This window comes from Streptomyces sp. DS1-CR2, assembly GCF_055760475.1.
This window is the reverse complement of the sequence record NZ_CM147085.1, coordinates 8,491,249-8,518,244: the sequence shown is the minus strand read 5'-3', so window position 1 is coordinate 8,518,244 and position 26,996 is coordinate 8,491,249. Positions and strand designations below refer to the sequence as shown.

Below are 26,996 nucleotides of genomic sequence, written 5' to 3'. Positions count from 1 at the left end.
GCCGAATGGGAGACTGCCCCCATGACTGAGCGCGCAGGAACCCAGGCCAGGCCGGAGGATCTCGTCGACATCGACGAACTCGTCGACGCGTACTTCACCAAGGTCCCCGATATGGACCGCCCCGAGCAGCGCGTCGTCTTCGGCACGAGCGGGCACCGGGGCTCCAGCCTGGACGGCGCGTTCAACGAACGGCACATCGCGGCGATCACGCAGGCCATCGTCGAGTACCGCACGGCCGAGGGCATCACGGGCCCGCTGTTCATCGGGCCCGACACCCACGCCCTCTCGCGCCCCGCGCTGGACACGGCCCTCGGCGTCCTCGCGGCGAACGGCGTACGCGTCTTCGCCGACGTCCACGACAGCTACGTGCCGACCCCGGCGCTCAGCCACGCCATCCTGCGCTGGAACAGCACCACGTCCGACGAGCTCGGGCAGGCGGACGGCATCGTCATCACGCCGAGCCACAACCCGCCGCGCGACGGCGGCTTCAAGTACAACCCGCCGCACGGCGGCCCCGCCGACTCCACGGCGACCTCCTGGATCGCGCGCCGCGCCAACGAGCTGCTCGCCGACGGAAACCGCGACGTGCGCACCACGAAGGACGTGGCTCCGGAGCCGTACGACTTCCGCGAGCGGTACGTCGAGGAGCTGAGCACCGTCATCGACACCGACGCCATCCGGGCGTCGGGGCTGCGCATCGGCGCGGACCCGCTGGGCGGGGCAAGTGTGCACTACTGGGCGCGGATCGCCGAGAGGTACGGGCTCGACCTGACGGTGGTCAACCCCGAGGTGGATCCGACCTGGCGGTTCATGACGCTCGACTGGGACGGCAAGATCCGGATGGATCCCTCATCGGCACCCGCGATGGCGTCCGTCCTCGCGAAGCGGCACGACTACGACCTGCTGACGGGGAACGACGCGGACGCCGACCGGCACGGCATCGTCACGCCCGACGCCGGTCTCATGAACCCGAACCACTATCTCGCCGTCGCGATCCACTACTTGGCCACGCACCGCACCGGCTGGCGGTCCGATGCCGCGATCGGCAAGACGCTGGTGTCCAGCGCCGTCATCGACCGGATCGTCGCGTCGCTCGGCCGCGAGCTGCTCGAAGTCCCGGTCGGGTTCAAGTGGTTCGTGCCGGGGCTCGTCGACGGGTCGGTCGCCTTCGGCGGCGAGGAGAGCGCGGGCGCGAGCTTCGTGCGCAAGGACGGCGGCGTCTGGACGACCGACAAGGACGGCATTCTTCTCGCGCTGCTCGCGGCCGAGATCACCGCGGTGACCGGCAAGACCCCGTCGCGGTACTACGCCGAACTCGCCGCGGAGCACGGCTCGTCCTCGTACGCGCGCGTGGACGCGAAGGCGACCAAGCAGCAGAAGGCACGGCTCGCCGAGCTCAGCGGCGACGCGATCACCGCGGACACCCTCGCGGGCGAGCCCATCACCGGGCGGCTCAGCCACGCGCCGGGCAACGGCGCCGCGATCGGCGGTGTGAAGGTCACCACGGAGAACGCCTGGTTCGCCGCACGGCCGAGCGGCACGGAGGACGTGTACAAGATCTACGCCGAATCGTTCCGCGGCCCCGACCACCTGGCCCAGGTGCAGACGGAGGCGCAGTCGATCGTGGACGCGGCGCTCGCGGAGGACTGACGGAACGTGGGCTGCCGCCCACGACTTTTCGCTGTACTGGGGCGTACGACTACTCCGCGGCCGTCGCCTCCGCGAGGCCCGGCACCTCGGCGACACTGTCCAGCACGTAGGTGTGCGGGTGCAGTTCGAGCTCCGCGCGCGGGAGCTGGCCGGTGAGGACGCCGACGACGACGCCCGCGCCCGCGTGGTGCCCCGCCTGCAGGTCGACCGCGGTGTCGCCCGCGACGAGCACCTTGCGGACGTCCACGACGCCGGTCTTCTCCATCGCCCGGTGGATCATGTACGGGGCGGGGCGGCCGAGGCGGACCAGGGCGTCGACGGCCTCGCGCTTGTCGTCCCACACGCTCGGTGTGATCGACGCCGTGTATCTCGCGGCGTACGCGGTGGGGCAGTTCGCATGGGGCTCGTGGGCGGACCGGTTCGGGCCGCGGGCCCTGATCGCGGGCGTCGCGGCCGTCGACTCGGGAGGCCTGGCCGGGGCGGGCACCGCGACCGGTTTCGTCAGCAGCTGCGGCTCCGTCGGCGCGATCCTCGGCGGCCTGCTCCCGGGGTTCCTCCCGACCACCGTGCTCTTCTACGGCTTCGCGGCCGCGGCGGCGCTCGCGGGAGTGGTCATGCTGCCGCACTGGAACCGGACAGCCGTGACGGCCTTAGGAACGCGCGGGCCGGCCCGGGGTTGATCAGGTTTTTACCTTGGCCGGATCCCGCCCGTCCGGCCCGCCCGCATTCCGGCAATGACCGGCGCGCCGTCGCGATTTGCGATGGGGACCGTTCCACCCTGTCAAGCAAAGAGCGGCCGAAACCCTCGGGTCACCGGCCTCCACCGGGTTGCCGGCGCGTTGACCGTACACAGCGCCATGTCACACGCTCGACATATAGGTGCTGGATACAACTGTTCGGCGCCGGAACGGCATGCAGGAGGAACGTATGTGTGGCATCACCGGCTGGGTCTCCTTCGATCGTGACCTGCGCGCTTCGGCCGACACATTGGATGCGATGACGCAGACGATGGAGTGCCGCGGCCCGGACGACCGCGGCACGTGGGCCGAGGGGCCCGCGGCGCTCGGCCACCGCAGGCTCGCGATCATCGACCTGCCGGGCGGGCGTCAGCCGATGACCGCCGAGACGCCGGGCGGCACCGTCGCGCTCGTGTACTCCGGCGAGACGTACAACTACACGGAACTCCGCCGCGAACTGACCGGACACGGCCACAGGTTCACCACCGACTCCGACACCGAGGTCGTGCTGCGCGGCTACCTGGAGTGGGGCGAGGCGCTGCCCGAGCACCTCAACGGCATGTACGCGTTCGCCGTCTGGGACGGCCGCGAGAACAAGCTCGTGATGATCAGGGACCGCATGGGCATCAAGCCGTTCTATTTCTACGAGACTCCGGACGGCGTCCTGTTCGGGTCCGAGCCCAAGGCGATCCTCGCCAATCCGCTCGCGAAGCCGCGCGTGACATTGGACGGCCTGCGGGAGATGTTCACCATCGTGAAGACGCCGGGCCACGCGGTCTGGGCCGGGATGCACGAGGTGGAGCCGGGCACCATCGTGACCGCCGACCGGAGCGGACTGCGGCAGCGGGCGTACTGGACGCTGGAGACCCGCCCGCACACCGACGACCGCGAGACGTCGATCGCGACCGTGCGCTCGCTCCTCGACGACATCGTGCGCCGCCAGCTCGTCTCCGACGTGCCGCGCTGCACGCTGCTGTCCGGCGGCCTCGACTCGTCCGCCATGACGGCGATCGCAGCACGGCAGCTCGGGGAAAAAGGCGAGACCGTACGCAGCTTCGCCGTGGACTTCGTGGGCCACACGGAGAACTTCGTCGCCGACGGGATGCGCGGCACACCCGACACCCCGTACGTGCACGATGTGGCGAAGGCCTCCGGCACCGACCACCGCGACATCGTCCTCGACTCGAACGAACTGGCCGATCCCGAGGTGCGCGCCCGGGTGATCCGGGCCCGTGACATCCCCGCGGGCTTCGGGGACATGGACGCGTCGCTCTATCTGCTGTTCCGGGCCATCAGGGAGCACTCGACGGTCGCCCTGTCGGGCGAGTCCGCCGACGAGGTGTTCGGCGGCTACCTCCAGTTCTTCGACGAGGAGGCGCGCACTGCGGATACCTTTCCTTGGCTGGTGCACATGTCTCAGCACTTCGGTGACGACTCCGACGTCCTGCGCGCCGACCTGGCGGGCGCCCTCGACCTGGACGGATACGTCCGCAACAGCTACACGGGCGCCGTGCGCGGCATCCAACGCCTGGACGGCGAGAGCGACTTCGAGTACCGGATGCGCAGGATGTGCCATCTGCACCTGACCCGTTTTGTGCGGGTCCTGCTCGACCGCAAGGACCGCACGAGCATGGCCGTCGGCCTGGAGGTGCGCGTTCCGTTTTGCGACCACCGGCTCGTCGAGTACGTGTACAACACGCCCTGGTCGCTGAAGTCGTTCGACGGCCGGGAGAAGAGCTTGCTGCGCGAAGCGACCGCGGACGTGCTGCCGAAGTCGGTGTACGACCGGGTGAAGAGCCCGTATCCGTCGACGCAGGACCCGAAGTACGCCGTCGCGCTCCAGGACCACGCGAAGGATCTTCTCGCCCGGCCCTCGCACCGGGTGTTCGACCTGGTCGACCGGGAGCGGGTGTCGCGGGCCGCGCACCGTGAGGCACCGCAGATCACGCAGGCGTCGCGGCGCGGGCTCGAACGCACGCTGGACCTCGCGCTCTGGCTCGACATGTACAGCCCTGAGCTGGTCCTTTCCTGAGCCCGGTCCGCCCCGGCGGCACCGTGCGGCGTCGGCCGGACGCTGCCGCCGGGTGCGGATCGGTGGGGCGCGACGAACCGTACGGAACTGGTCGCGCGCGGCTACGCGTCGGGCGTGCTGATGCCAGGGGTGTGGCCACCGCGGGCCGCGGCACCGGACGGCTGACCGCTCTCCGTAAGGGACGGGGTTACGCCTCGTCCATGCCCGGGACCGGCGCCCCCGAAGGCAGTCCGGCCTCGACGTAGGCGTCGTAGTGGATCTTCCACGGGGCGAGCGTCCCCGCGTGCGGGCCCTCGAAGCTCTCGCCGCGGTCGGCCGCGTCCAGGGCGGTGAGGCAGACCTCCCAGCCCGCGGCGTTGCGGGCCGCGGTGTCGGCGGCCTCCAGGACATTGGTCAGGGTGAAGCGGGTGCGGCCGGCGTCGAGCGCCTCCAGGTCGAAGCGGAGTTCGTCGCCGCCCCAACTGAAGGAGAGGTGGCGCGGGGCGTCCACGGCCAGGACGCGGCCGGTCGACTCCGGCATGTTCGGGTCGCCGTGGAAACGGATCACGCCGCCTGCGCGCAGCTCGATCTCGACCTGGGAGGGGAACCAGTGTGCGAGCTCGGCGGGATCGGTGACGTATCGCCAGACCCGCTCGATCGCGTGGTCGTACGTGCGGGTGAACCGGATGGCGGGGCGGCCGTCGTCGAGCGGGGCGTAGCTGCCGGTGGGTCCGGAGTGCGGGGTGGTCATGGCCTTCAGTCCTTCGCTGGTTCGTCGTCCTCGGAGGCGTGGGCGTCGAGGCGGCGCCCGAGTGCGTTGAGGCGGTCGTTCCACAGACGCCGATATGGCTCGAGCCAGGCGTCGAGTTCGGCGACCGGTTCTGGCTGGAGCCGGTAGACGCGTCGCTGGGCTTCCTGCTCGACGTCGACCAGGCCCGCCTCGCGCAGTACCCGCAGGTGCTTCGAGGTGCTGGGCTGGCTCAGGCCGCACGCCTCGACGATCTCACCGACGGGCCGCGGACGCTCGAGCAGCAGCGCGACGATGGCGCGGCGGTGCGGGTCGGCGAGCGCGGTCCAGACGGCGGGTGCGGGCATGAACCCAATATGCCTCAACGGTTATATGCCGGTCAAGGAATGTAAGACGCTGCTGCGGTCGATGCGGCTGCGATGACGGCCACCTCGGCCGCGGCAGGTCCCGGATAGTGTTCGAAGGTTGAAGCAGCACAGCTCTCGCCACCCGGACCCGGAGCCGCCATGTCCCAGCCGTCCCGTCCGTACGTCCTGCTGTCCGCCGCCGTCTCGCTCGACGGCTGCCTGGACGACGCGGGGCCCGAGCGCCTGCTCCTGTCCGACGCCGAGGACTTCGACCGGGTCGACGCGGTGCGCGCGTCGTGCGACGCGATCCTCGTGGGGGCGGGCACTCTGCGGGCCGACCGGCCGCGGCTCCTGGTCAAGTCGGTGCGGCGGCGCGCCGACCGGGTGGCCGCCGGGATGCCCGCGTATCCGCTGAAGGTGGCGGTGACCGCGTCGGGCGAACTGGACGCGGGAGACCCGTTCTGGACGACGGGCGGCGACAAGGTCGTGTACACCACCGACGCCGGGGCGCTCCTGGCGAGGGAGCGGCTCGGCGCGCTCGCCGAGGTGATCACCCTCGGGGACACCGTCGACTGGGCGAGGCTGCTCGACGACCTGGCCTCGGCGCACGGTGTGCGGCGCCTGATGGTGGAGGGGGGCGCCCGGGTCCACACCCAGCTGCTCCAGAGCGGTCTGGCCGACGAGGTGCAGCTGGCGGTGGCGCCGCTCGTCGTGGGCGAACCGGACGCCCCCCGGCTCTTCGGCCCCGGCGCGTACCCCGGCGGCAGCCGGCACCGGATGCGGCTCCTGGAGACCCGCCCGGTCGGCGACGTGGTCCTGATGCGGTACGCGCCCTGCGCACCGGGCACCGATGACTCCCCCACCGCGGCCGACCGGCACTGGCTCGCCCTCGCCTGCGCCCTCGCCGCCGACTGCCCGCCCTCGGAAACGGCGTTCAGCGTCGGCGCGGTGATCGTCGCGAGTGACGGCAGGGAGCTGGCGCGCGGGCACTCGCGCGAGGGCGGCGACCCGGTCGTGCACGCCGAGGAGGCGGCGCTCGCCAAGATCGACCCGGCGGACCCCCGGCTGGGGACCGCCACCGTCTACAGCAGCCTCGAACCGTGCGCCCGGCGCGCGTCACGGCCCAAGCCCTGCGCCCGGCTCATCCTCGACGCGGGCGCGCGGCGCGTGGTGACGGCCTGGCGAGAGCCCGACACCTTCGTGGCGGGCGCCGACGGCATCGGGATCCTGGCGGGCGCGGGCGTGACCGTAGCGGAGATCCCGGACCTTGCCGAGGCGGCGATTCGCCCCAATAGGCACCTCATTCTCGCCCCGAGTACACATAAGGAATGAATAAGCGCAGAATGAAGAGTGCGTGGCAGCCCGCCGCGCTCCGCGGTCAGACTTCGAAACCCTAAGGAGTCGATTCTCATGGCCGACGTTCACCACAGGCCTGACCTCGCCAGTCACCCTGATGTCTCGGAAATGCGGGACCGGTACGCGCGCGTACTCGGTGGCCGCGATGTGGCGCTCATGGACGCACCGGTCTTCCTGATCGGTCTCTACTGCGCCATCTCTCCCTTTGTGGTCCACTACAGCGCCAACCAGCCCCAGCTCGCGACCCATAACCTGATCATGGGCATCGCGATCGGAGTCCTGGCCGTCGGGTTCGCCGTCACCCCGACCCGGATGTACGGCCTCAGCTGGGCCATGTGCGCCATGGGCGCCTGGATGATCATCGCGCCGTGGGTCGTGGGCTCCAGCCCCGACCTGGGAGTCATCCTCAACAACGTGATCATCGGTGGTCTCATCGTCGTGCTCGGGCTCTTGTGCGCGAGTCTGTCGATGAAGGCCGACCGGGCAACGAAGTAGGCATCGCCGCCCCACAAGAGTCGGCAGATCCAACGGAATCGGGAGTCATCGGGAGTCACTGACGGCCCGGGAGCGCTCACACCGCTCCCGGGCCGTCGCCGCTCCAGGGTGACGAGGGCTATGCCCGCGCAGGCGGCGGCGCCGCGGGCGGACCGGGACAGCGCTGGCCTGCCTGGGCGTCCTTGACGGCGTACCGGCCGACCGCGCAGTGGAGTTCGTGCGACGGAACTACGCCGCGCAAGCGGTGGAGACGCCCTGGCAGAGGCGGTACGCACGGCACTTCGCCGGCTGACCCCACCCGCGAGAGCCGGCAGGGCACCGCGAGCGCCGGGCCACGGAAAATGAGTTGCGCGGGCCCGCCGGTAGCCCCGCATCATGGTCGGGCCACGCCCCCGACAGCCCTGGAGCACGGAATGCGTCATTCCTTCGAAGCAGTTCAGCGCCCTGACCGGACGAACTCTTTCGAGGACTCGACCTTCCATGCCTTCCCAGCCCACGCGGCACACCCTGAACATCGGCATTCTCGCCCACGTCGACGCCGGTAAGACCAGCCTCACCGAGCGCCTCCTCTTCGACACCGGCGCGATCACCCGCCTCGGCAGCGTCGACGCGGGCGACACCCGCACCGACACCGGCGAGATCGAGCGGCAGCGCGGCATCACAATCCGCTCGGCCGTCGCCGCGTTCACCGTCGGCGACGTCCAGATCAACCTGATCGACACGCCCGGGCACTCCGACTTCATCGCCGAGGTCGAGCGCGCCATCGAAGTCCTCGACGGCGCCGTGCTCCTGCTGTCCGCCGTGGAGGGCGTCCAGGCCCAGACGCGGGTCCTCCTCAAGACCCTGCGCCGACTGCGGCTGCCCACCCTCGTCTTCGTCAACAAGATCGACCGGGCGGGCGCGCGGGACGAGGCGCTGCTCGACGAGGTCCGCCGCCGTCTGACCCCGCACGTCGTCCCACTCACGAAGGTCCACGACGCGGGCAGCCCGCAGGCCCGGACGGTGCCGCGGCGCCTCGACGACCCGGCTGTACGGGCCGCTGTCGCGGAAGCGCTCGCCGAGGTCGACGACTCGGTACTCGCAGGTCTGGTCGACGGCCCCGAACCGACCGCCGCCGAACTGCGCCGGGTCCTCGCGGCACGCACCGCGGACGGCTCCGTGTACCCCGTCCTGTTCGGCTCGGCCCTCGGCGGCCAGGGCGTCGCCCAACTCATCGAGGAAATCCCCCGGTTGATCCCCTCCCGTCCCGCCGCCCGGACCCCCGGAGCCGCACCGCGCGGCACCGTCTTCGCCGTCCGACGCGGCCCGGTCGGCGAACGGTTGGCCTATCTCCGCCTGTACGAGGGAGAAGTGACGGAGCGTCAACATGTGACGTTCCTCCGGGATGCGTCCGACGGCTCTGTCTCCGAGATCACCGGACGCGCCGCCGGCCTCGACGTGGTGGGGCGAACGACCCACACGCTCACGGCCGGGAACATCGGTGAGCTGCGGGGCGTGCCGGACGTCCGGGTCGGCGACCGGCTCGGCCCACGCGACGGCCCTGACCGGGCACCGGGCTTCGCGCCGCCCACGCTGGAGACCCTCGTAAGCTCCGTGCGGCCCGGCCGCTCGGCGGCGCTTCGGACCGCGCTCCTCGACATCGCGGGGCAGGATCCGCTCATCCACGCGGAGGCGGCGCCCGACGGGAGCACGGCCCTGCTGCTCTACGGCGAGGTGCAGAAGGAGGTCCTGGCCGCGACCCTCGTCCAGGACTACGGCATCGAGGCCGTCTTCGAGCCGAGCCGCATCCGCTGCGTCGAGCGCCCCGCAGGCACCGGCGAGATGTACGAGGACATCACGAACAACCGCGAGACGGGATTCTGCGCGACCGTCGGGCTGCGCGTGGAGCCGGGACCCCGGGGTTCCGGGCGGGTCTTCGCGTACGAGACGCAGCTGGGCGCGCTGCCCCGCGCCTTCCACCAGGCCATCGAGGACACGGTCCACGCGACGCTCGGCGAGGGGCCTCGCGGTTGGCCCGTGACGGACTGCCGGGTCACGCTCGTCCGCTCCGGGTTCTGGTCACCGATCACTGTCGCCGGGGACTTCCGGGGGCTGACGCGGCTCGTACTGCGGCGCGCGCTGGAGCGGGTAGGGACGACGGTGCACGAGCCTGTGCACGCGTTCGAGGCGGAGATCCCGCTGGAAGCGCTCGCCGCCGTGACGGCCCGGCTCTCCGCAGCGGAGGCCCAGTTCGGCAACACGACGGGCGGCACCACGTCCTGGGTGGTCACGGGCACGCTCCCGGCCCGCAAGGTGCGGGAGGCCGAACTCGCTCTGCCGGGTCTGACGCGCGGGGAGGGCGTGTGGTGGTCCCGGGTGTCCGGCGACCGGCTCGTCCGTACGCCGGAGCATGCGGCGTAGGCAACAGGCACTCCCACAGGCACTCCCCCTGCATATCTCCGCCTCCCGGGCTCGCGTGTCGCGGCGCACGCGGGGCTGAGCCACGCTGGAGGGAAGCGGTACGCGACGCGGGAGCGGGAGGTGGCGAAGGCCATGGCGATGGACCCCGTCGAGGCGCTGGAGCGGGTCGCCTTCCTCCTGGAGCGCACGCTCGCGCCCCCGTATCGGGCCGGAGCCTTCCGTACCGCCGCCCAGGTGCTCGGCGCGCTGCCCGAGGAGGAGGTGGCCGAGCGCGCCGCGGCCGGGACGCTCGAATCGCTCAAGGGGGTCGGGCCCAAGACGGCGCAGGTGGTGCGGGAGGCGCTGGCGGGAGAGGTGCCGGACTATCTGGAGCGCCTGGAGAACGAGGGCGCGGCGGCGCCGCTCGCCGAGGGCGGTGAGCGGCTGCGCGCAATGCTGCGCGGCGACTGCCATCTGCACTCCGACTGGTCGGACGGCGGCAGCACCGTCGAGGAGATGGGCCGGGCGGCGATCGCCCTCGGTCACGAGTGGGCGGTGCTGACCGACCACTCTCCGCGCCTGACGGTGGCACGCGGCCTGTCGCCGGAGCGTTTACGTGAACAGCTGGCCGCAGTAGCGGAGTTGAACGAGCGCTGGGCGCCCTTCCGGCTGCTCACCGGCATCGAGTGCGACATCCTCGCCGACGGATCCCTCGACCAGGAACCCGAACTCCTCGACCGGCTCGACCTGGTCGTCGTGTCGGTCCACTCCAAGCTGCGCATGGACGCGCCCGCGATGACGCGCCGGATGGTGGCCGCCGTGACGAACCCGCTCGCCGATGTGCTCGGACACTGCACGGGACGGCTCGTGACGGGACGGAACAAGGTCGGACGGGGCCGTCCCGAGTCGCAGTTCGACGCGGAAGCCGTGTTCGCGGCGTGCGCGGAGTCCGGCACCGCGGTCGAGATCAACAGCCGCCCCGAACGCCTCGACCCGCCGCGCCGGCTGCTGCGCGAGGCCGTGGCGGCGGGCACGCTGTTCTCCGTCGACACGGACGCGCACGCACCGGGCCAGCTCGACTGGCAGCACCTCGGCTGCGCCCGCGCCGAGGAGTGCGAGGTACCGGCCGACCGCGTGGTGAACACCTGGCCGGCCGACGAACTCCTCGAGTGGACACGAACGCGCCGGGTCCCGAGCCGGGCGGGGTAGGTGCGGGACGCAGAGTGCCACGTCCCCACACCGCCGCGCACGCTCGCTACCCCTCCCTCGCCGCACCCCGCTTCGTGCCGATGACCACGGTGGCGTACAGGTCGTCGTCCGTCACGACCCGGGCCGACAGACCGCTGCGGATGACCGCCGCGACGGCCTCTGCGGCCTGCTGTTCGCTGGTCTCCACGAAGAGGTGCCCGCCCGGGGCGAGCCACTGAGGCGCCCCGGCCGCGACGCGGCGCATGGTGTCGAGCCCATCGGCGCCTCCGTCGAGCGCCATGCGCCGCTCGTGGTCGCGGGCCTCGGGCGGGAGCAGGGCGACGTCGCCGGTGGGAACGTACGGGCCGTTGGCGGCCAGGATGTCGACGCGGCCCCTGAGCCCTCGGGGCAGGGGCGCATACAGGTCGCCCTCGTGGACCTCGCCGCCGAACGGCGACACGTTCCGGTGGGCGCAGCGCACGGCCGCCGGGTCCAGATCGGCGGCGTGGAGTTCGGCGGGGTCGGCGTGCGTGGCGAGTGCCGCGGCCACCGCCCCGCTGCCGCAGCACAGATCGAGGACGACGGCCCCGGCGGGCGCGAGGGCGGCCGCCTGGCGGGCGAGGAACTCGGTGCGGCGCCGCGGGACGAAGACACCGGGTTCGAGCGTGATGCGCAGACCGCAGAACTCCGCCCAGCCGACGACATGTTCGAGGGGCAGGCCCTCCACGCGGCGCTCGAGCATCGCGGCGAGTTCGTCCGGCGTACGAGCCGTCGAGAGGAGGATGTCCGCCTCTTCCTCGGCGAAGACACAGCCCGCTGCGCGCAGCCTGGCGACGGCGGCGGGATAGTCGTGGTGTGACGGGGGTGACGGGTGAACCGACATGGATGAAGCGTGACCTTTCGGGATGCCGATGGGGCTCCCGATGACCTGCGGCCACCTACGTCCGGCGGACCGCGGGGGTCTGTGAAGGGAGCACCCGACCTGACACAGCGGTAATGGGGCTCACCTCCTCGGCCGAAGCGCTGCTGGGAGCGGTAACACTACCCCAGCCGTAGCCCTGGCCCGGCCGGGAGTTGGGGCTGGGGCGGGTGGCCGGCAGGCCGCCGGGCGGGCCCGCTCGCCGCGCATCGGAGGGCCGGACATGGTCACGCCGTGTGACCGTTCAGCACCCCTCACCCATTTGAACATTTCGGGCATATCGTGGATTAGGAACACCAATCTGCTCACGCACACGGTCGCCGGCTTCCGTACCCCGAGCCGGCCTCCGCGCATCGAACCGGACGACTCAAAGGACAGGGGGTCGCCATGCTGTCGGAACTGCTCACGGCCGTCGCCGCGGCTGCCTCGTTCGGCGCTGTCTACGCCGCCGCGGCGGCCCGCGTGGTCAAGCAGTACGAGCGAGGCGTGGTCTTCCGCCTGGGCCGGCTGCACGGCGCGGTCCGTGGGCCGGGGTTCACCACCGTCGTCCCCGGTATCGACCGGCTGCTCAAGGTCAACATGCAGATAGTGACCATGCCGGTGCCCGCCCAGGACGGCATCACCCGCGACAACGTCACCGTCCGGGTCGACGCCGTCATCTACTTCAAGGTCGTCGACGCCGCCAGCGCGATCGTGCAGGTCGAGGACTACCGGTTCGCCGTCTCGCAGATGGCCCAGACCTCGTTGCGCTCGATCATCGGCAAGAGCGACCTGGACGACCTGCTCTCCAACCGCGAAAAGCTCAACCAGGGCCTTGAGCTGATGATCGACAGCCCGGCCATCGGCTGGGGCGTACAGATCGACCGCGTCGAGATCAAGGACGTATCGCTGCCCGAGACGATGAAGCGGTCCATGGCGCGGCAGGCCGAGGCCGACCGCGAGCGGCGCGCCCGCGTCATCAACGCGGACGCCGAACTCCAGGCCTCCAAAAAGCTCGCCGAGGCCGCCGCGCAGATGTCCGAACAGCCCGCGGCGCTCCAACTCCGGCTCCTGCAGACCGTGGTGGCCGTCGCCGCCGAGAAGAACTCGACCCTCGTGCTGCCCTTCCCCGTAGAGCTGCTGCGCTTCCTGGAACGGGCCCAGCAGAACGCCCCCGCACCGCCCGCCGTCGAGCAGGGCGAACACGAGAAGCCGACGAGCCCCGAGGAATGACGGCTCACGTACAACGTGGGTGCGCTCGGCGGGGCCGTCGCGCCGGTGCTCGGCGCGCATCTCGCGGCGGGCATGGACCTTCTGAACCGACGCTTGACCCAGTCTCCCTCGCCTCCCCCAGCTGACGCCAGGGGAGGCTCATGGCGCGTGTGGGGTCAGGCCACGACGTCGATGTACGTCGAGGGGCCGTAGCTCGATCCGCTCACCGGCGTGACGTACATGCGGACGGTCCTGCCCTCCTTGAGGTCTCCGCCCTTCCACGGGCTGCAGTAACCGGCCGTGTGGCCGCGGGTGTCGACGCGCCGGTCCATGATTCCGTCGTAGTCGTAGTCGAGCGCGGTCTCGATGCCCCAGCCGTCCGACTTGGTGTCGCAGGCGCGGATCGCGTCGCCGGGGGTCGAGCCGTCCGGGTCGGCGTTCCAGGTGGCGTTGCCGGCGCCGCTGGGCGCGTAGATGGTGACCGTTCCGGCCCAGGCCTGGCCCTGCAGGCCGACGACGAGGCCGATCGCGCAGGCACCGGTGGCGAGTGCTCTGAACACGGTGCTTCGGGTCTTCATGATGTCCCCTCCCCTTGTCGGCGGACCGGTGCCCGCCGGCGCTCGGAAGGCGAATGCCATACGTAGATCAGCTTCGGGAGGTCGAACGTCCGTTCCCCGTACCGCTCACTTCTCCACCAGTCGCTCCATGAGAGCGGTGGCCTCGGCGAGCGTGCGCAGTTCGGCCTCGTCGAGCTCGCCGGCCAGGGCCTGGACGAGCCAGCTGTGCTTGGCGGCGCGGACCGAGGCGAGGGTGCGCCGGCCGCTCTCCGTGATGGCGACGACCGACTGACGGCCGTCGTGCGGGTCGGGCGTGCGTGCCACGAAGCCCTGTTCCTCCAGGGCGGCCAGGGTGAGCCGCATCGACTGGGGCCGCACGTACTCGGCGCGCGCGAGGGCGGCCGTGGTGGCGGGACCTTCGCCGTCGAGGCGCGCCAGCACGGTCCGCTGCGTCGGGGTGAGGAGGCTGTCGGGCGACGCGGTGCGCAGTCGCCTGAGCAGCCGTCCGACGACGGCCGACAGATCGGCGGCCACCTGTTCTGCGAGCGGCTCGTCCGCGATTTCTCGCTGCATGGCCTCACCGTAGAAGGTTGACAGGCAGCCTTGCAATTTCACCCCATTTCGCCTGACGGGTCGGCGTGGGGAAACCCGGGGGGAAACCATCCGCCGTCACCCCTCTTCCCGCTGGTCCGACCAGTCGGTATGTTCACCTCCTGCGGGCCCACCTCGACTCGCCCTGCCTCACCGCTTCGGCCCACGGAGACGCCATGACCCAGCACGCGCCCGGCATCCAAGGACACTGTGACGCGCGCTTCGACGCCGTCCGCGCCGCCTTCGAGGAGAACTTCGACGAGCGCGGCGAACTGGGCGCGGCCGTCACCGTCCTGATCGACGGCGCGCCCGTCGTCGACCTGTGGGGCGGCTGGGCCGACGCGGCCCGCACGCGCGCGTGGGAGCGCGACACGGTCGTCAACGTGTGGTCGACGACCAAGGGGCCGACCGCCTTGTGCGCCCACATCCTCATCGACCGCGGCCTGCTCGACCCGGACGCGCCGGTCGCCACGTACTGGCCGGAGTTCGCCGCGGCCGGTAAGGAGGGGGTGCTCGTACGGCATCTGCTGTCGCACCGGGCCGGGCTGGCCGGGCTGCGCGAGCCGCACTCCCTGGAGCAGCTCTTCGACTGGCAGCTCACCACGTCCCGGCTCGCGGCGCAGGAGCCCTGGTGGGAGCCCGGCACGGTCTCCGGCTATCACGCGTTGACGTACGGGTTCCTGGTCGGCGAGGTCGTCCGGCGCGTCAGCGGGCTGCTGCCGGGCGCGTTCCTGGAGCGCGAGGTGACAGGCCCGCTCGGCACCGACTTCACGATCGGGCTGCCGGACAAGGAGGCGGGACGCGCGGCGGAGATGGTGCACCCGCGCGCGCAGGCCGGCAGCAAACAGGCCGCGATCTTCGCCCAGTTGGCGCCGGCCGCTCTCGCCGCGCTGACCAATCCGGTCGCGGGCGCGTCCGAGGCCAACACCGCGGCATGGCGTGCCGCCGAGATCCCGGCCGCCAACGGTCACGGCACGGCGCGCGCCGTCGCCGCGCTGTACGGGATCGTCGCGGGCAAGGGCCGGTCCGGCGACCACCAGATCCTGTCCCCAAAGGCCGCCGAGCGGATCCGCGAGGGTCAGGGAAGCTGTCGCGACCTGGTCCTGGGCGCCGGGTTCACGCACGAGACGGAGCTGGGCCTCGGCCTCTGGCTGAGCGGGCCGAACGGCTCGTACGGGCCGAACCCGCGCGCGGTCGGACATGACGGCTTCGGCGGCTCCTTCGGCTCGGCCGACCCCGAGTCGGGTGTCGCGATGGGCTATGTGATGAACTGGATGGGCCCTCACATCGCCGACGACCCGCGGAAGATGGCCCTGATCAGCGCCGTGTACGACGCTCTCGGCTGACATCCGACCGGCGGAATCCGGCCACCACGCGCCGTCCCGCGCGCCCTTACCGCCGCGCAACCTTACGTTAACCACATGGGCAGTTCGCCAGGCTAGTCTGCTAACTGCCCAAGAGGATTACGAGGCGACGCGAACCAGGGAGACGAACGGATGGCACGTGGCACGACGACAGCGAGGGCCTGCCTGATGGCCCTCACCGTCGGCATGCTCGTCCTCCAACTCCTGGTCAGGAGCGCCCCGTCCGCGTCCGCCCACGAGTCGGTGGCACACACCGGCGGCCCGGTCGCCACCTGCGACGACACCGAGCTGCCCCGGAGCTCGTCCCACCACTACCTGCCCCGCGACCGGCACCGCGCCGAGGAGTACGTGCCCGACGGCACCGTGCGCGGGGCCGCGTGCCCGTGGCAGGTCCAGGCCGGGGAGCCCGGCGTCGCGCCGACGTCAGGCGCCGCCGAGAGGTCCCCGCACCGCCAGCCGAGACGGGCGGCCGACTCCCTCCCCGTCATACTCCAGGTCTTCCGCTGCTGAGAGCGCCCGAGGGCAGGAGCAGTTCCCGCGGGTCTCTTCCGCGCACCCTCCTGCCCGCCTCCCGTGACACTCAGCACGTGTAGGACTACGCGCCCCGCACGGGGCGCGCTGGAGGTATGCGCTCGTGAAGCGTTTGGTACCGCGGCAGGACTTCGCCGCGTCTCTCGTCGTGTTCCTGGTCGCCCTGCCGCTGTGCGTGGGCGTGGCCGTGGCGTCCGGCGTCCCGGCCGAACTCGGCCTCGTCACCGGCATCGTGGGCGGTCTCGTTGCCGGGTCCATGCCCGGCAGCAGTCTTCAGGTGAGCGGGCCCGCGGCCGGGCTCACCGTGCTCGTGTACGAGGCCGTGCAGGCGTACGGCCTGCCGGTGCTCGGCGTCATCGTGCTCGGGGCAGGGCTGCTCCAGCTCCTCATGGGCAGCCTGCGCCTGGGCCGCTGGTTCCGGGCGATCTCCGTAGCAGTCGTCGAGGGCATGCTCGCCGGGATCGGTCTCGTACTGATCGCCGGGCAGCTCTACGCGATGGCCGACACGCCGGCGCCCGCATCGGGGCCGGACAAACTCGCCGGACTGCCCGGCCTGTTGATCGACTCGGCCTCCTCGCCGAAGGCGCTCGCCGCGCTCGCCCTCGGCGTGGGCACGATCGTCGTGCTGCTCGGCTGGAAGCGGCTGCCCAGGGCGGCCCAAGTGGTGCCCGCGCCGCTCGCCGCTGTGGGGCTCGCCACGCTCGCGGCCGCCGGGTTCGGACTGCCGGTCGCGCGGGTCGAGGTGCAGGGTCTGATCGAGACCGTGCAGCCGCCCGGCGCCGACGCGTTCGGGCAGCTCGCGAGCGTCGGGGTGATCGGCACCGTCCTCGCGTTCACCCTCATCGCCTCCGCCGAGAGCCTGTTCAGCGCGGCCGCCGTCGACCGGATGCACGACGGGCCGCGCACGTCGTACGACAAGGAACTCATCGCGCAGGGCACCGGCAACACCGTATGCGGGCTGCTCGGCGCACTGCCGATGACGGCGGTGATCGTACGCAGCTCCGCCAACGTCCAGGCGGGGGCCCGCACCAAGGCATCCCGGATCCTGCACGGAGTGTGGCTCCTGCTGTTCGCGGCGCTGCTGCCCGCCGCGCTCGGCGTCATCCCGGTCGCGGCGCTCGCTGCGGTCCTGGTCCACGCGGGCTGCAAGCTCATCCCCCTACGGCAGATCGCGGGGATGTGGCGTGAACACCGGGGCGAGGCGCTGGTGCTGCTCGTCACGGCGGTGTCGATCGTCGCGGTCAGCATGTTCGAGGGCGTGCTCATCGGCCTGGCTCTCGCGGTGGCGAAGACGGCGTGGGAGGCCTCGCATGTGCGGCTCGACGTCATAGACAAGGGCGCGGGACCGATCCAGGTGTATCTGTCGGGCAACGCGACCTTCCTGCGGCTGCCGAAAATTCTCGACAACCTGGAGGCGCTGCCGCAGGACCGGCCCGTCGTGCTCGACCTGTCCGGTCTTCACCACCTCGACCACGCCTTCGGGGCGGCGCTGCGGAACTGGGCGGACCGGCACAGCGGCGCCGGCACGGAGCCCGTCAAGGTCACTCCGGGCCAGGCGACTCCGGGGGGCTGAGACCGGGCCGAGCGGCGCGCTACGGCGTGATCGCGCCGAGCAGGGCCCGTGCGCACAGGTCACGCACCTGATCCCGTGACAGCTCCGGCTCGTCGAGCCACTCCAGGCACACGGCCACCATGAAGGCCAGCCAGCCGCGGACGGCGAGCCGGAGCACGGGGGATTCGCCGTCGATGTGGGAGCTGTCGGGGTCGGCGGCGAGCGCCTCGACGATCTGGCGCTCCTGCGCGGCCAAGCCCTGCCGGTACACCTCGCGCACGGCCGGGTCGCCCGCGGCCTCGGCGCGGTGAAAGGCGCGGAAGCCCTCGCCGTGGGCCTCAACATAACCGAGGAACGTGTCCAGGCCCACGGCGATCTGCTCGCGCACGGGGATCCCGGGAACGGCCGCGGTCAGGCGCAGCATCCGCTCGCTCTCGCGCTGGACGACGGCGGCGAAGAAGTCCCGTTTCGTCGGGAAGTAGTGGTAGAGCAGCCCACGCGAGACGCCGGCGATCCCGGCGACCTGCTCGATCCAGACGTCGTCGTACGTGCTCTGCGCGAAGAGCCGCGCACCCACGCTGAGCAGCTGTTCTCGGCGCTCCTCCGTGCTCAGCCGGCGGCGCGTGCGCTCCTGCTCCCTGGCGGCCATGGCAGCACTTTACCCGCATTACTTGACGTGAATTCAATAGCGGGACCACACTGGGAAGCGTATTGAACCCACGTATAACAGCGGCCCGGGTACACGCACTCTCTACGTCCAGCAGGTGGGGATCATGGCTCAGTTGACGCAGCCGGCGACGGATTCGACACCGCCGAAGGGCTTTCGCAGCGCCGAGCTCGGCTGGCCCGGACTCGACCGGATTCCGCACCCGCCGCGACGGGTGCCTTTCGTCGGCGACATCCTCGGCGCGCATGTGCGCACGCCGGTGCAGGACTCCATGCGGATCGGCAAGGAGCTCGGGCCCGTCTTCCGCCGCAAGGCCTTCGGCAACGAGATCGTGTTCGTGTGGGGCACGCGGTTCGCCGCCGACATGGCCGACGAGTCGCGCTTCGCCAAGCATGTCGGCCTGGGCGTGGCCAATCTGCGGCCGATGGCCGGTGACGGCCTGTTCACCGCGTACAACCACGAGCCCAACTGGCAGCTGGCTCACGACGTACTCGCTCCCGGCTTCGGCCGCGACGCGATGGAGGGCTACCACCCGCTGATGCTGGACGTCGCGGGGCGCCTGATGGCGGCCTGGGACGCCCGGGAGGCGGCGGGCGAGGCCGTGGACGTGCCCGGCGACATGACGAAGCTGACCCTGGAGACGATCGCGCGGACCGGTTTCGGCCATGACTTCGGGTCGTTCGAGCGGGAACGGCCCCACCCGTTCGTGACGGCCATGGTCGGCACGCTGTCGTTCGCGCAGCGCCGCAACGTGGTGCCACCCGCGCTCGCTCCCCTGCTCCTGCGGAGCGCGGAGCGGCGCAACGCCGCGGACATGGCGTACCTCAACCGGACCGTGGACGACGTCGTCGCCGCGCGGCGGGCCGCGTCCGGATCACGCACCGGCGGTCAGGGCGACCTGCTCGACCGCATGCTGGAGGTCGCCCACCCCGACACCGGGGAGCGGCTCTCCCCCGAGAACATACGGCGCCAGGTCATCACCTTCCTCGTCGCCGGACACGAGACGACGTCGGGCGCGCTGTCGTTCGCGCTGCACTATCTGGCGCACCACCCCGACGAGCTCGCGAAGGCGCGCGAAGAGGTGGAGCGGGTGTGGGGCGACGCGGACGAGCCCGCGTACGAGCAGGTGGCCAAACTCCGCTATCTGCGCAGGGTTCTCGACGAGTCCCTGCGGCTGTGGCCGACGGCTCCGGCGTTCGCCCGCGAGGCCACCGTCGACACGACGCTCGGCGGGATCCACCCGATGCGCAGGGGCGCTTGGGCGCTGGTCCTGACTGCGCTCCTGCACCGCGACCCGGAGGCGTGGGGTGACGAGCCGGAGGCCTTCGATCCGGACCGCTTCGCTCCGGCGGCCGTGCGTTCGCGCGCCCCGCATGTCTTCAAACCGTTCGGCACAGGTGCGCGGGCGTGCATCGGCCGCCAATTCGCCCTGCACGAGGCGACGTTGGTACTCGGCCTGCTGCTGCGGCGTTACGACCTGCACCCCGAACCGGGCTACCGGCTGCGCGTCGCGGAACGCCTGACGCTGATGCCTCAGGGTCTGCGGCTCAACCTGGGACGCCGGGCGAAGGTCCGTACAGCGGACTGAGTTCGACGGCTGAGTTCGACGGCTGAGCCCCCTCGGCTCTCGCGTCGAAGGCGAATTGTCAGACCCGTGCGCAAGAGTGGAGGCACATGTCTGTACATCCACGTCTTCGCCGAGCTGAGGGGCCCATCGATATGAACGCGACCAGGAGTGCCGAACTCGCCGCGGCCCAGGCCTGCCTGCGCCTGCTGCACACCGCGCGCGCCGCACTGACCGGATGCGAGCCGGCGACCGCCGCCTCGTTGCTCGCCCTGCCGATCGCGGAGGCCGACGAGGCCCTGGACAGGGCGGGACTCGCGGGAAACGAGGCGTGGCTGCTGGAGACGCTGTACGACTTGGGAACGGAGAAGCGCGTTCATACGTGAGGTGGACGTCGGTTTCGGCGCACAGCCACTTCCCGCTCGACCTCCGTGAGCGGGGGAGCAGCGGGATCCGGGCGGCGTCTTCCGGATCGCCGAGACGAAGGAGGGCGACCTCCGTGTGTCCAAGGACGGTGTACCGGAGTACCTCCTCGAACAACGCCCGTGCGAGCTGCGGGACTTCGAGGCCGGGTGCTGGTACAACTCCACATCGCCGCAGTCGACGTTCACGCGGTCGCTGGTCTGCTCGCTGGTCACGGGCAAGGGCCGGCTGACCCTGAGCGGACGCACGCTGAAGACGACGGCAGGCGGCGAGCGCCACAGTACGGAGCTCGGGTCCGACCGGGAGGGGCTTGACACGTACCGCGACTCGTTCGGCATCGAGCTCGACCGGGTGCCGCCGGACCCGGCCGCCTGAATCCGGCCCTGCGGCCCTCCGGCTGTGCACCTCCGCGGCTCTCCGGTCTCTCCGACTGCCCGGTTCTCAGCTGTCGGCGGTGTGCTCGGCGACAGTGCGGTCGAGTGCGGGGACGAGCCAGGCGAGGGTCACCTCCGCGCGGCGCGCGAGCCACCCGGGATCGGGGGCGGTGTCGGCCGGGCCGCCCTCGTACCGTCGGCGTGCGATGTCCGCCACGACCTCGGCGGGCGCGCCCAGTTCGGTGAGGACGGCGAGTGCCTCGGCCTTGCTGATCAGAGTTCCGTCGCGCAGGGTGACCGTGGCCCGGGCCAGGACCATCAGTCCCAGGTCGACCCAGACATTCTCCAGCCACAACTCGGGGCGCCCGGTCCTGGGCCGCCAGTAGCCGGCCAGGTCGGTGAGGAGGTACTCCCTGAGCGTGCGGTCGTCCACCGGCGGCAGGGTGCCCGCGATGGGGTCTCCATGGAGCACGAGGCCGTAGGTGTGGAGTTCGCGCCGGGTGATGGGCGTGACCGTGCGGGCGTAGGCCTCCCGGTGGGCCCAGGTGAAGTGCGTACGGTCAGGGTCGTCGAGGTCCCCGTGCGGCATGTAGGAGCAGTGGAGGTGGGCCGCGAGGGGCAGTTCCGCGTCGATTTCCTCGTGCAGCGTGGCGAGCCGTGTCTCTTCGTCCGGCTTGAGCGGGTGCGGGACGACGGCGATCAGGTCGAGGTCGCTGCGCCCTTCCTGGTAGTCCCCGCCTGCGAGCGACCCGTGCGCCCACAGCGAGAACGGGGCAGGCAGTGCCTCGCGCAGCCCGGTCAGAAAGCGGTCGAGCAGGTCGGTCGTGGCCGCTGGATGTGCCTCCGCTGTGGTCATCCGGTCAGTGTGCCAGGAGTCAACTGGGCTTGTACGCCTGGTCCGTAGCGTTCGGTGATCTCTTCGACCGGGGCGGAGCGTACATGGGGGCCGCGTGCGATTCCGTACATGACGCCGAGACCGAGGAGCAGGGAGACGGCAAGCTCGGCGCGCAGGCCCGCATCCGGTCCGTGCAGGCGCTCGGCGAGGCGGTCGCTGACCTGCGCACGGAAGTTGGCGCGCAGGATGTCGCCCTGTTCGCCGTGGAGCGGGGCTAACACGATGCGCAGGATGGGGTCGGCGCCGTGCTCGGACTGGCGGTGAGGAGGTGGCGCACCATGTGCCGGCCGAGGTCCTCCAGGGGCGCGTCGAGGAGGGTCTCCACGTCCGCCTCGAAGTTCATGACCTGGGAGAACAGGGCGTCCTTGTTGCCGAAGTACTTCAGGATCAGCGGGGCGCTGACCCCGGCGCGCTCGGCGACGGCCTGGAGGGTGATGTCGGTGTGCGCGTGCCGGGCGAGGAGGTGGGCGGCAGGGGGGACCGTCAGAGGCATCAGGCCGATTCCCATTCCGGCGGCGCCGAAGCCCTGGGCGGTCGCGTAGTCCTGGCTCGCGACGGAGGAGTCGGGGCTGAATCCGGCGGCGGCGCAGGCGTCGCGAAGGGCCTCCGCCCGCGCGGTGACGCACGGAGGGGCCGCGGCGGCGGCCGTTCCTGTTCCGGCCGCGGACCGCCAGCCATACTGCCGACCATGACTTCTGCCGCCACCATCCTTCGCGTCGGACTCGTCGGCACCGGCACCTGGGCCTCGAAGACGCACGCCGCCGCACTGCGCGCCCACCCGGGGACGGATCTCGTGGGTGTCTGGGGGCGCAGGCCCGAGGCCGCGGCCGAGGTCGCCGCCGCCCATGGGACGCAGGTCTTCGAGGACGTCGACGAGCTGTTCGCGGCGTGCGACGCGGTGGCGTTCGCGGTGCCGCCGGACGTACAGGCCCCGCTCGCCGCGCGGGCCGCCGCCGCGGGCTGTCACCTTCTCCTCGACAAGCCACTGGCCACGTCGGTGCCCGCGGCCAGGGAGGTCGTGGACGCCGTACGGGCCGCCGGGACGGCGTCCGTCGTGTTCTTCACGATGCGCTTCGCGAGCGTCACCTCGGGCTGGCTGGCCCAACTGGCCGCCGAGGGCGGCTGGTTCACGGGCCGGGCCGACTGGTACGGGTCCCTGTACACCCCCGGCGACACCTCGGAGCTCACCGCGTCGCCGTGGCGGATCGGGCGCGGCGCCCTGTGGGACGTCGGCCCGCACGCCCTGTCCGTACTGCTTCCGGTGCTCGGGGACGTCACGTCCGTGACGGCCGCGCGGGGTCCGGCGGACACCGTGCATCTGGTCCTCGCGCACGCCTCGGGCGCGTCCGCCACGGCGGCGCTGAGCCTGACGACTCCGGCGAAGGCGGCGGGCGTCGCCGTGGAGCTGCGCGGGGAGTGCGGCATCGCGTCGATGCCGACGGGCGGTGAGTCGGTCGACGCGTTCGGGGCGGCCGTCGACGCGCTCCTGGAGTCGGTGCGCACGGGACGGCCGCACCCCTGCGACGCCGCGTTCGCGTTGCGTGTCACGGAGATCCTCGCGACGGCTGAGGCCCGCCTCGCGTCACCCGGCGGCGAACCAGGCCCCGGCGAGTGAGTCGAACGTCGCCTCCGGCGGCGCGAGCAGTTCCCGCAGGTACCAGGGCAGATCGCTGTACACGTGCAGGAGTGTGTACGCCATCACAGTGCGGGGCGCGAACGCGCGGCCGTAGGCCTCGGTGAAGCGGGTCATCAGGCGCGGGTCGGCCCGGGTGACGAACAGGCCGACGGCCACGAAGTCGTACGCCGGGCCGCCGATCATGGCGGGCTCGAAGTCGAGGAGTCCGGTCAGCTTGCGGTTCCGAGGGTCGATGACGAGGTGCTGGCGCATGAACTCCGTGTGCAGCAGGGCGCGTTCGGGCCCGCACGGCAGCGTGACGGAGTCGAGGAAGGCCGAGATCTGCTCCGACCAGCCCTCCGCGAGGCCGTGTTCGCGCTGCTGCTGTACGGCGCCCGCGCGCTGCTTGCGCACGAATGTGTCCCAGTCCTCCGGGCCCACCGCGCCGGCGAGGGGCGTGGGGTCGAGAGCATGCAGTGCGGCGAGGCATGCTCCGGCCTCACCGACGACGCGGTCCTGGTCGGCGCGCGGGAGGCCGGGCCAGGCCACGGCCAGGTCCGCGCCGGGCAGCCGGGACATCAGGATGTAGTGCCACCCGTTCTCGTACGTGCCCGCCGAGCGGACCTCGGGGGTGGGGACGGGGAGCCGGCCTTCGAGGTGGGCGAGGACCCGGGCCTCGGTGGCGCCGTCATCCGCGGAGGCGGCCGGGAACAGCTTCAGGACGTGCTCGTCACCGACGGCATAGACGGGCTGAGTGCCCGCTTCGTAACGCGTGAGCGGGATGCCGGTGAGGCCGAGCCGGGCGCAGAGGTCGTCCGCTCCCCGCCGCATGACCGCTTCGTCGGGGACCACGGCGTCCCATTGTTCGTCGGTTTCCACCAGGGGCAGCATGGCTGGCACCCTAGGGCGCGGGCCGGAGGGCCTCAACGGAATTCGGCGCCCTTGCCTGCCGAAAGCGGGGCTCGCCCGGGTCTTGACCCGCGCCGCCCCTTCGGGGTCCGATCACCCGTGGCCCCGCCGCGCGACCCTGGGACTGTGACCACATGACTTTGCAGATCAGCGCCACCAACCCCGAACACCCGGCCCTCCTCCTCGAACTCCCCTGGCACGTTCCCCTGGAGCAGTGGCCGGACGAGTATCTGGTGCCGCTCCCCCGTGGCATCTCGCGGCACGTCGTGCGCTACGCCCGTGCGGGCAGCGAGGTCGTCGCCGTGAAGGAGCTCGCCGAGCGGCCGGCCCTGCGCGAGTACGAGCTTCTGCGCACCCTCGACCGACTCGCGATACCCGCCGTCGACCCCCTCGCCGTGGTCACCGGCCGCACCGATGCCGAAGGCGCGCCCCTCGAACCCGTCCTCATCACCCGCCACTTGGGCGGCTCGCTCCCCTACCGCTCCATGTTCGAGACGACGATGCGCCCCGGCACCGTGCACCGCCTCATGGACGCCCTCGCCGTCCTCCTCGTACGGCTGCATCTGGCGGGGTTCGCCTGGGGGGACTGCTCCCTGTCCAACACCCTGTTCCGCAGGGACGCGGGCGCGTACGCCGCCTACCTCGTGGACGCCGAGACCGGGGAGCTGCACCCCCGGCTCAGCGACGGGCAACGGGCGTACGACATCGAGCTCGCCCGGGTCAACATCAGCGGCGAGATGCTCGACCTGGAGGCGTCGGGCGCGCTGCATCCGTCCATCGACCCGATCGCGTTCGGCACGGAGATCGGGGAGCGGTACGACGCGCTCTGGACGGAACTGACGCGCACCTCCGTCTACCCGGCCGGCAAGCACCACTACATGGAGCGCCGCATCCGCCGCCTCAACGACCTGGGCTTCGACGTCGCGGAGATGCAGATCTCGCACGCGGACCAGGGGGACACGGTCACGTTCGTGCCGAAAGTCGTGGACGCGGGCCACCACCAACGTCAACTCCTGCGCCTCACCGGCATGGACGCCGAGGAGAACCAGGCCCGTCGTCTCCTGAACGACCTGGAGAGCTGGATGGCCACGCAGGACGACTACGCGCCGGGCGATCCTCCCCCAAGTTCTCGGCTGCGCTCGAACAGGGGGGAGCCCCATGGGGCGCGCGCCGAGGTCCTCGCGCACCGATGGGTGCGCGACGTCTTCCGCCCGACCGTACGCGCGGTGCGCGACCACGTGCCGGACCGGATGGACGCGGCCGAGCTCTACCACGAGCTCCTCGAACACCGCTGGTACCTGTCCGAGCGGGCGCAGCACGACATCGGTCTCGACGCGGCGGTCGCTGACTACGTCAAGAACATCGCCGGCCGCTCGCGCCCCTTCAACTCCCCGTCCGCGAACGGACCGCGGCCTCCCGCCTGACCGGAAACCTGCCACTACGAAGATCGTCGAGGGCGGAACCGGTGACGCGGCCCGGTCGTGGTACCACCGAGGAAGACGCACGACGAGGGGAGACGGACATGGCCGGGAGTGTGCGGGTCGACGGGAACAGCCTGGTGCTGCCGGGCGGTGCGCGGGTGCGGTTCGTGCGCACGCTGCGCCTGCCGGAGACCGGAACGCATCCGCTGCCGCCGGGGCTCGGCGAGTTCCCGGTGCGGCGGGTCGAGGACTACGCGGACTCGGTGCCGCCTCAGTGGCGGGCGCGCGGCGGCGTGATGCTTCCGATGTATCTGCGCGAGGCGATGTGGCTGAGCTTCGCGGGAACGGCCGAACCGGCCGCGCTCCAGGTGGGCGTGGGCAAGGTGTGCGCCATCTCGGGGCTGCCGTGGAGCAGCCGGCTGTCCCGGGATCCGCAGAACTACGTGGTGCTGCCTCGCCAGCCGTGGCTGGACGGCATCAAGTCCGGGAAGGGCACGGTACGGCAGTTCGTGGCGCTGCCCCTGGGGCTCGGCGCCACGGTCGAGGGCCAGGTCACCGGCGAGGAGACCTGGGGCGGGATCCAGCTCCAGGCCTTCACCCTGAGCGAGCCGGCGCTGGGGGCCTGGCGCGCGGAGGAGGCCCGCAAGCGGGAGGCGGCGCGGGTGATGCCGCCTGCGCCCGGCGGCGTGCAGTGGATGGGAGGACCATCCGTCAGCTACGGGGGCGCTCCCATGCCGGCCGCGCCGGGTGCGGCGCCGGCACCGCAGGCCCAGGCTGCGCGTTCGATGGGGCTCGGCGCGGGCGGCACGATGCGCCAGCAGGTGTTCCAGGATGACCGGCCCGCGTCCGACTGGGCCGAAACGGCCACGGGCCGCGTGTTCGTGCACCTCGTGACGCCGCCGGACTGGCGCCGCATCACGGGCGAGGAGCCGCCGCCGTCGCCGGTGGACCGCGCCGCGTACACGAGGGCGGGGCTGCCCTGGTTCGACTACTACGACGAGAGCGCGGAGGATCTCGCGCCGACGGACACGCTGGGGGCGGTGAAGCCCGCGGGTGAGTGGCTCGGCGACGACCACGAGCCGTGGCAGGCGCCGGGCGCACACCAGGTCAAACCCCTGGGGGACGCGGGCAAGCCGGTGGAGGACGGCGCCTGGTGAGTGCGCCGTGCGGCGGTGTCGGTTCGCCGGCCCCGCCCTGCGGCCGGCCCGCCCGCCCGCGCGGCTGCTGTTGGGCGGCTGGGCATGCGCGGGCGGCCGGTACCGTGGCCGCTACGTAATGGCGAGTGACGGCACCGGCCGCAGCCAGTGAGCCCTTGATCTGCCCGGGAGAAGTGCCCGAACTGGGCCAAGCGATGCACTTTCCGGTCACATGGATCGGAATATGACAACTGGCCTTGCACTGTTCCCGAAACGGATCTGAGGGTTCGACGGATACCCGACACCGGGAAATTCAGCCATTTTCGAGCGCCCCGGTCCAGGTGTCCCATCGGCGTGGCCGCGCGGCCTCTGGCGT

At 71.7% G+C, this 26,996-nt stretch carries 25 protein-coding genes and 3 pseudogenes; 18 read left to right on the top strand and 10 right to left on the bottom strand.

What is annotated here, in order from left to right:
- Window positions 1–21: 21 nt before the first annotated feature.
- Window positions 22–1,650: a phosphoglucomutase (alpha-D-glucose-1,6-bisphosphate-dependent) gene (pgm, locus tag ACY0PA_RS39805; protein ID WP_473082211.1), complete on the top strand. Its 1,629-nt coding sequence runs from the start codon at window positions 22–24 to the stop codon at window positions 1,648–1,650.
- A 49-nt stretch (window positions 1,651–1,699) separates the two neighbouring features.
- Here pgm and ACY0PA_RS39800 read toward each other — a convergent pair whose 3' ends face one another.
- On the bottom strand, window positions 1,700–1,993 hold the full coding sequence (locus tag ACY0PA_RS39800) for an HAD hydrolase-like protein (protein WP_473082210.1): 294 nt from the start codon (window positions 1,991–1,993) through the stop codon (window positions 1,700–1,702).
- 7 nt (window positions 1,994–2,000) lie between these two features.
- On the opposite strand from ACY0PA_RS39800, the gene ACY0PA_RS39795 reads away from it, so the two are divergent.
- Both ACY0PA_RS39795 and asnB read left to right on the top strand, forming a co-directional pair.
- Window positions 2,001–2,330, top strand: a complete 330-nt coding sequence (locus ACY0PA_RS39795) for a hypothetical protein (protein ID WP_473082209.1) — start codon at window positions 2,001–2,003, stop codon at window positions 2,328–2,330.
- A gap of 247 nt (window positions 2,331–2,577) precedes the next feature.
- Window positions 2,578–4,419, top strand: coding sequence for an asparagine synthase (glutamine-hydrolyzing) (gene asnB / locus ACY0PA_RS39790; protein ID WP_473082208.1), 1,842 nt, complete (start codon window positions 2,578–2,580; stop codon window positions 4,417–4,419).
- Between the two features lie 187 nt (window positions 4,420–4,606).
- Here asnB and ACY0PA_RS39785 read toward each other — a convergent pair whose 3' ends face one another.
- The gene (locus tag ACY0PA_RS39785; protein ID WP_473082207.1) at window positions 4,607–5,149 is read right to left on the bottom strand and encodes an SRPBCC family protein; all 543 of its coding nucleotides are present in this window, start codon (window positions 5,147–5,149) and stop codon (window positions 4,607–4,609) included.
- A 5-nt stretch (window positions 5,150–5,154) separates the two neighbouring features.
- Window positions 5,155–5,493, bottom strand: a complete 339-nt coding sequence (locus tag ACY0PA_RS39780) for an ArsR/SmtB family transcription factor (protein ID WP_473082206.1) — start codon at window positions 5,491–5,493, stop codon at window positions 5,155–5,157.
- A gap of 159 nt (window positions 5,494–5,652) precedes the next feature.
- Here ACY0PA_RS39780 and ACY0PA_RS39775 point away from each other — a divergent pair, with 159 nt between their 5' ends.
- The 5 genes and pseudogenes from ACY0PA_RS39775 (at window position 5,653) to ACY0PA_RS39755 (ending at window position 10,932) form a co-directional block, all read left to right on the top strand.
- Window positions 5,653–6,825 carry a dihydrofolate reductase family protein gene (locus ACY0PA_RS39775; protein WP_473082205.1) on the top strand — a complete coding sequence of 391 codons (1,173 nt, stop codon included), beginning with the start codon at window positions 5,653–5,655 and terminating at the stop codon, window positions 6,823–6,825.
- Between the two features lie 78 nt (window positions 6,826–6,903).
- Window positions 6,904–7,344, top strand: a complete 441-nt coding sequence (locus ACY0PA_RS39770) for an SPW repeat protein (protein ID WP_473082204.1) — start codon at window positions 6,904–6,906, stop codon at window positions 7,342–7,344.
- Between the two features lie 142 nt (window positions 7,345–7,486).
- Window positions 7,487–7,636, top strand: a pseudogene (locus ACY0PA_RS39765) (protein phosphatase); the annotation flags it as partial.
- A 188-nt stretch (window positions 7,637–7,824) separates the two neighbouring features.
- Window positions 7,825–9,744: a tetracycline resistance ribosomal protection protein Otr(A) gene (gene otr(A), locus ACY0PA_RS39760; RefSeq protein ID WP_473082203.1), complete on the top strand. Its 1,920-nt coding sequence runs from the start codon at window positions 7,825–7,827 to the stop codon at window positions 9,742–9,744.
- A gap of 138 nt (window positions 9,745–9,882) precedes the next feature.
- The gene (locus ACY0PA_RS39755) at window positions 9,883–10,932 is read left to right on the top strand and encodes a PHP domain-containing protein (protein WP_473086579.1); all 1,050 of its coding nucleotides are present in this window, start codon (window positions 9,883–9,885) and stop codon (window positions 10,930–10,932) included.
- A gap of 46 nt (window positions 10,933–10,978) precedes the next feature.
- Here ACY0PA_RS39755 and ACY0PA_RS39750 read toward each other — a convergent pair whose 3' ends face one another.
- Window positions 10,979–11,794, bottom strand: a complete 816-nt coding sequence (locus ACY0PA_RS39750; RefSeq protein ID WP_473082202.1) for a putative protein N(5)-glutamine methyltransferase — start codon at window positions 11,792–11,794, stop codon at window positions 10,979–10,981.
- Window positions 11,795–12,217: 423 nt separating this feature from the next.
- On the opposite strand from ACY0PA_RS39750, the gene ACY0PA_RS39745 reads away from it, so the two are divergent.
- On the top strand, window positions 12,218–13,042 hold the full coding sequence (locus ACY0PA_RS39745) for a slipin family protein (protein ID WP_473082201.1): 825 nt from the start codon (window positions 12,218–12,220) through the stop codon (window positions 13,040–13,042).
- 155 nt (window positions 13,043–13,197) lie between these two features.
- Here the strand turns inward: ACY0PA_RS39745 and ACY0PA_RS39740 are convergent, their stop codons facing one another.
- Together ACY0PA_RS39740 and ACY0PA_RS39735 are read right to left on the bottom strand one after the other, a co-directional pair.
- The gene (locus tag ACY0PA_RS39740) at window positions 13,198–13,599 is read right to left on the bottom strand and encodes a hypothetical protein (protein ID WP_473082200.1); all 402 of its coding nucleotides are present in this window, start codon (window positions 13,597–13,599) and stop codon (window positions 13,198–13,200) included.
- Between the two features lie 105 nt (window positions 13,600–13,704).
- Window positions 13,705–14,151: a MarR family winged helix-turn-helix transcriptional regulator gene (locus tag ACY0PA_RS39735; protein WP_473082199.1), complete on the bottom strand. Its 447-nt coding sequence runs from the start codon at window positions 14,149–14,151 to the stop codon at window positions 13,705–13,707.
- Window positions 14,152–14,345: 194 nt separating this feature from the next.
- Here ACY0PA_RS39735 and ACY0PA_RS39730 point away from each other — a divergent pair, with 194 nt between their 5' ends.
- The 3 genes from ACY0PA_RS39730 (at window position 14,346) to ACY0PA_RS39720 (ending at window position 17,637) form a co-directional block, all read left to right on the top strand.
- Window positions 14,346–15,515, top strand: a complete 1,170-nt coding sequence (locus ACY0PA_RS39730; protein ID WP_473082198.1) for a serine hydrolase domain-containing protein — start codon at window positions 14,346–14,348, stop codon at window positions 15,513–15,515.
- Window positions 15,516–15,665: 150 nt separating this feature from the next.
- Window positions 15,666–16,043: a hypothetical protein gene (locus ACY0PA_RS39725; protein WP_473082197.1), complete on the top strand. Its 378-nt coding sequence runs from the start codon at window positions 15,666–15,668 to the stop codon at window positions 16,041–16,043.
- Window positions 16,044–16,167: 124 nt separating this feature from the next.
- A complete protein-coding gene (locus tag ACY0PA_RS39720; RefSeq protein ID WP_473082196.1) occupies window positions 16,168–17,637 on the top strand; it encodes a SulP family inorganic anion transporter in 1,470 nt (489 codons plus the stop codon).
- A 19-nt stretch (window positions 17,638–17,656) separates the two neighbouring features.
- On the opposite strand, the gene ACY0PA_RS39715 is transcribed toward ACY0PA_RS39720, so the two are convergent.
- The gene (locus tag ACY0PA_RS39715; RefSeq protein WP_473082195.1) at window positions 17,657–18,265 is read right to left on the bottom strand and encodes a TetR/AcrR family transcriptional regulator; all 609 of its coding nucleotides are present in this window, start codon (window positions 18,263–18,265) and stop codon (window positions 17,657–17,659) included.
- Window positions 18,266–18,389: 124 nt separating this feature from the next.
- On the opposite strand from ACY0PA_RS39715, the gene ACY0PA_RS39710 reads away from it, so the two are divergent.
- From ACY0PA_RS39710 to ACY0PA_RS39700, 3 genes and pseudogenes are all read left to right on the top strand, one after another.
- Entirely contained in the window at window positions 18,390–19,871 is a 1,482-nt protein-coding gene (locus ACY0PA_RS39710) for a cytochrome P450 (protein ID WP_473082194.1), read from the top strand.
- 131 nt (window positions 19,872–20,002) lie between these two features.
- Window positions 20,003–20,233, top strand: coding sequence for a hypothetical protein (locus ACY0PA_RS39705; RefSeq protein ID WP_473082193.1), 231 nt, complete (start codon window positions 20,003–20,005; stop codon window positions 20,231–20,233).
- Between the two features lie 67 nt (window positions 20,234–20,300).
- Window positions 20,301–20,645 (top strand): annotated as a pseudogene (locus tag ACY0PA_RS39700) (arylamine N-acetyltransferase); the annotation flags it as partial.
- 66 nt (window positions 20,646–20,711) lie between these two features.
- On the opposite strand, the gene ACY0PA_RS39695 reads toward ACY0PA_RS39700, so the two are convergent.
- Both ACY0PA_RS39695 and ACY0PA_RS39690 read right to left on the bottom strand, forming a co-directional pair.
- Window positions 20,712–21,500, bottom strand: a complete 789-nt coding sequence (locus ACY0PA_RS39695) for a nucleotidyltransferase domain-containing protein (protein WP_473082192.1) — start codon at window positions 21,498–21,500, stop codon at window positions 20,712–20,714.
- Window positions 21,497–22,047 (bottom strand): annotated as a pseudogene (locus ACY0PA_RS39690) (TetR/AcrR family transcriptional regulator). Before ACY0PA_RS39690 ends, ACY0PA_RS39695 begins: the two are co-directional and overlap by 4 nt.
- 180 nt (window positions 22,048–22,227) lie before the next feature.
- Here ACY0PA_RS39690 and ACY0PA_RS39685 point away from each other — a divergent pair.
- Window positions 22,228–23,154: a Gfo/Idh/MocA family protein gene (locus ACY0PA_RS39685; RefSeq protein WP_473082191.1), complete on the top strand. Its 927-nt coding sequence runs from the start codon at window positions 22,228–22,230 to the stop codon at window positions 23,152–23,154.
- Here the strand turns inward: ACY0PA_RS39685 and ACY0PA_RS39680 are convergent.
- Window positions 23,122–24,045, bottom strand: a complete 924-nt coding sequence (locus tag ACY0PA_RS39680; RefSeq protein ID WP_473082190.1) for a phosphotransferase family protein — start codon at window positions 24,043–24,045, stop codon at window positions 23,122–23,124. The two genes, ACY0PA_RS39685 and ACY0PA_RS39680, sit on opposite strands and share 33 nt — an antisense overlap.
- A gap of 152 nt (window positions 24,046–24,197) precedes the next feature.
- Here ACY0PA_RS39680 and ACY0PA_RS39675 point away from each other — a divergent pair, with 152 nt between their 5' ends.
- Both ACY0PA_RS39675 and ACY0PA_RS39670 read left to right on the top strand, forming a co-directional pair.
- Entirely contained in the window at window positions 24,198–25,487 is a 1,290-nt protein-coding gene (locus ACY0PA_RS39675; protein ID WP_473082189.1) for a DUF4032 domain-containing protein, read from the top strand.
- A gap of 98 nt (window positions 25,488–25,585) precedes the next feature.
- Window positions 25,586–26,641 (top strand): hypothetical protein, encoded by a 1,056-nt coding sequence (locus tag ACY0PA_RS39670; protein ID WP_473082188.1) that lies wholly within the window; start codon window positions 25,586–25,588, stop codon window positions 26,639–26,641.
- Window positions 26,642–26,996 lie beyond the last annotated feature (355 nt).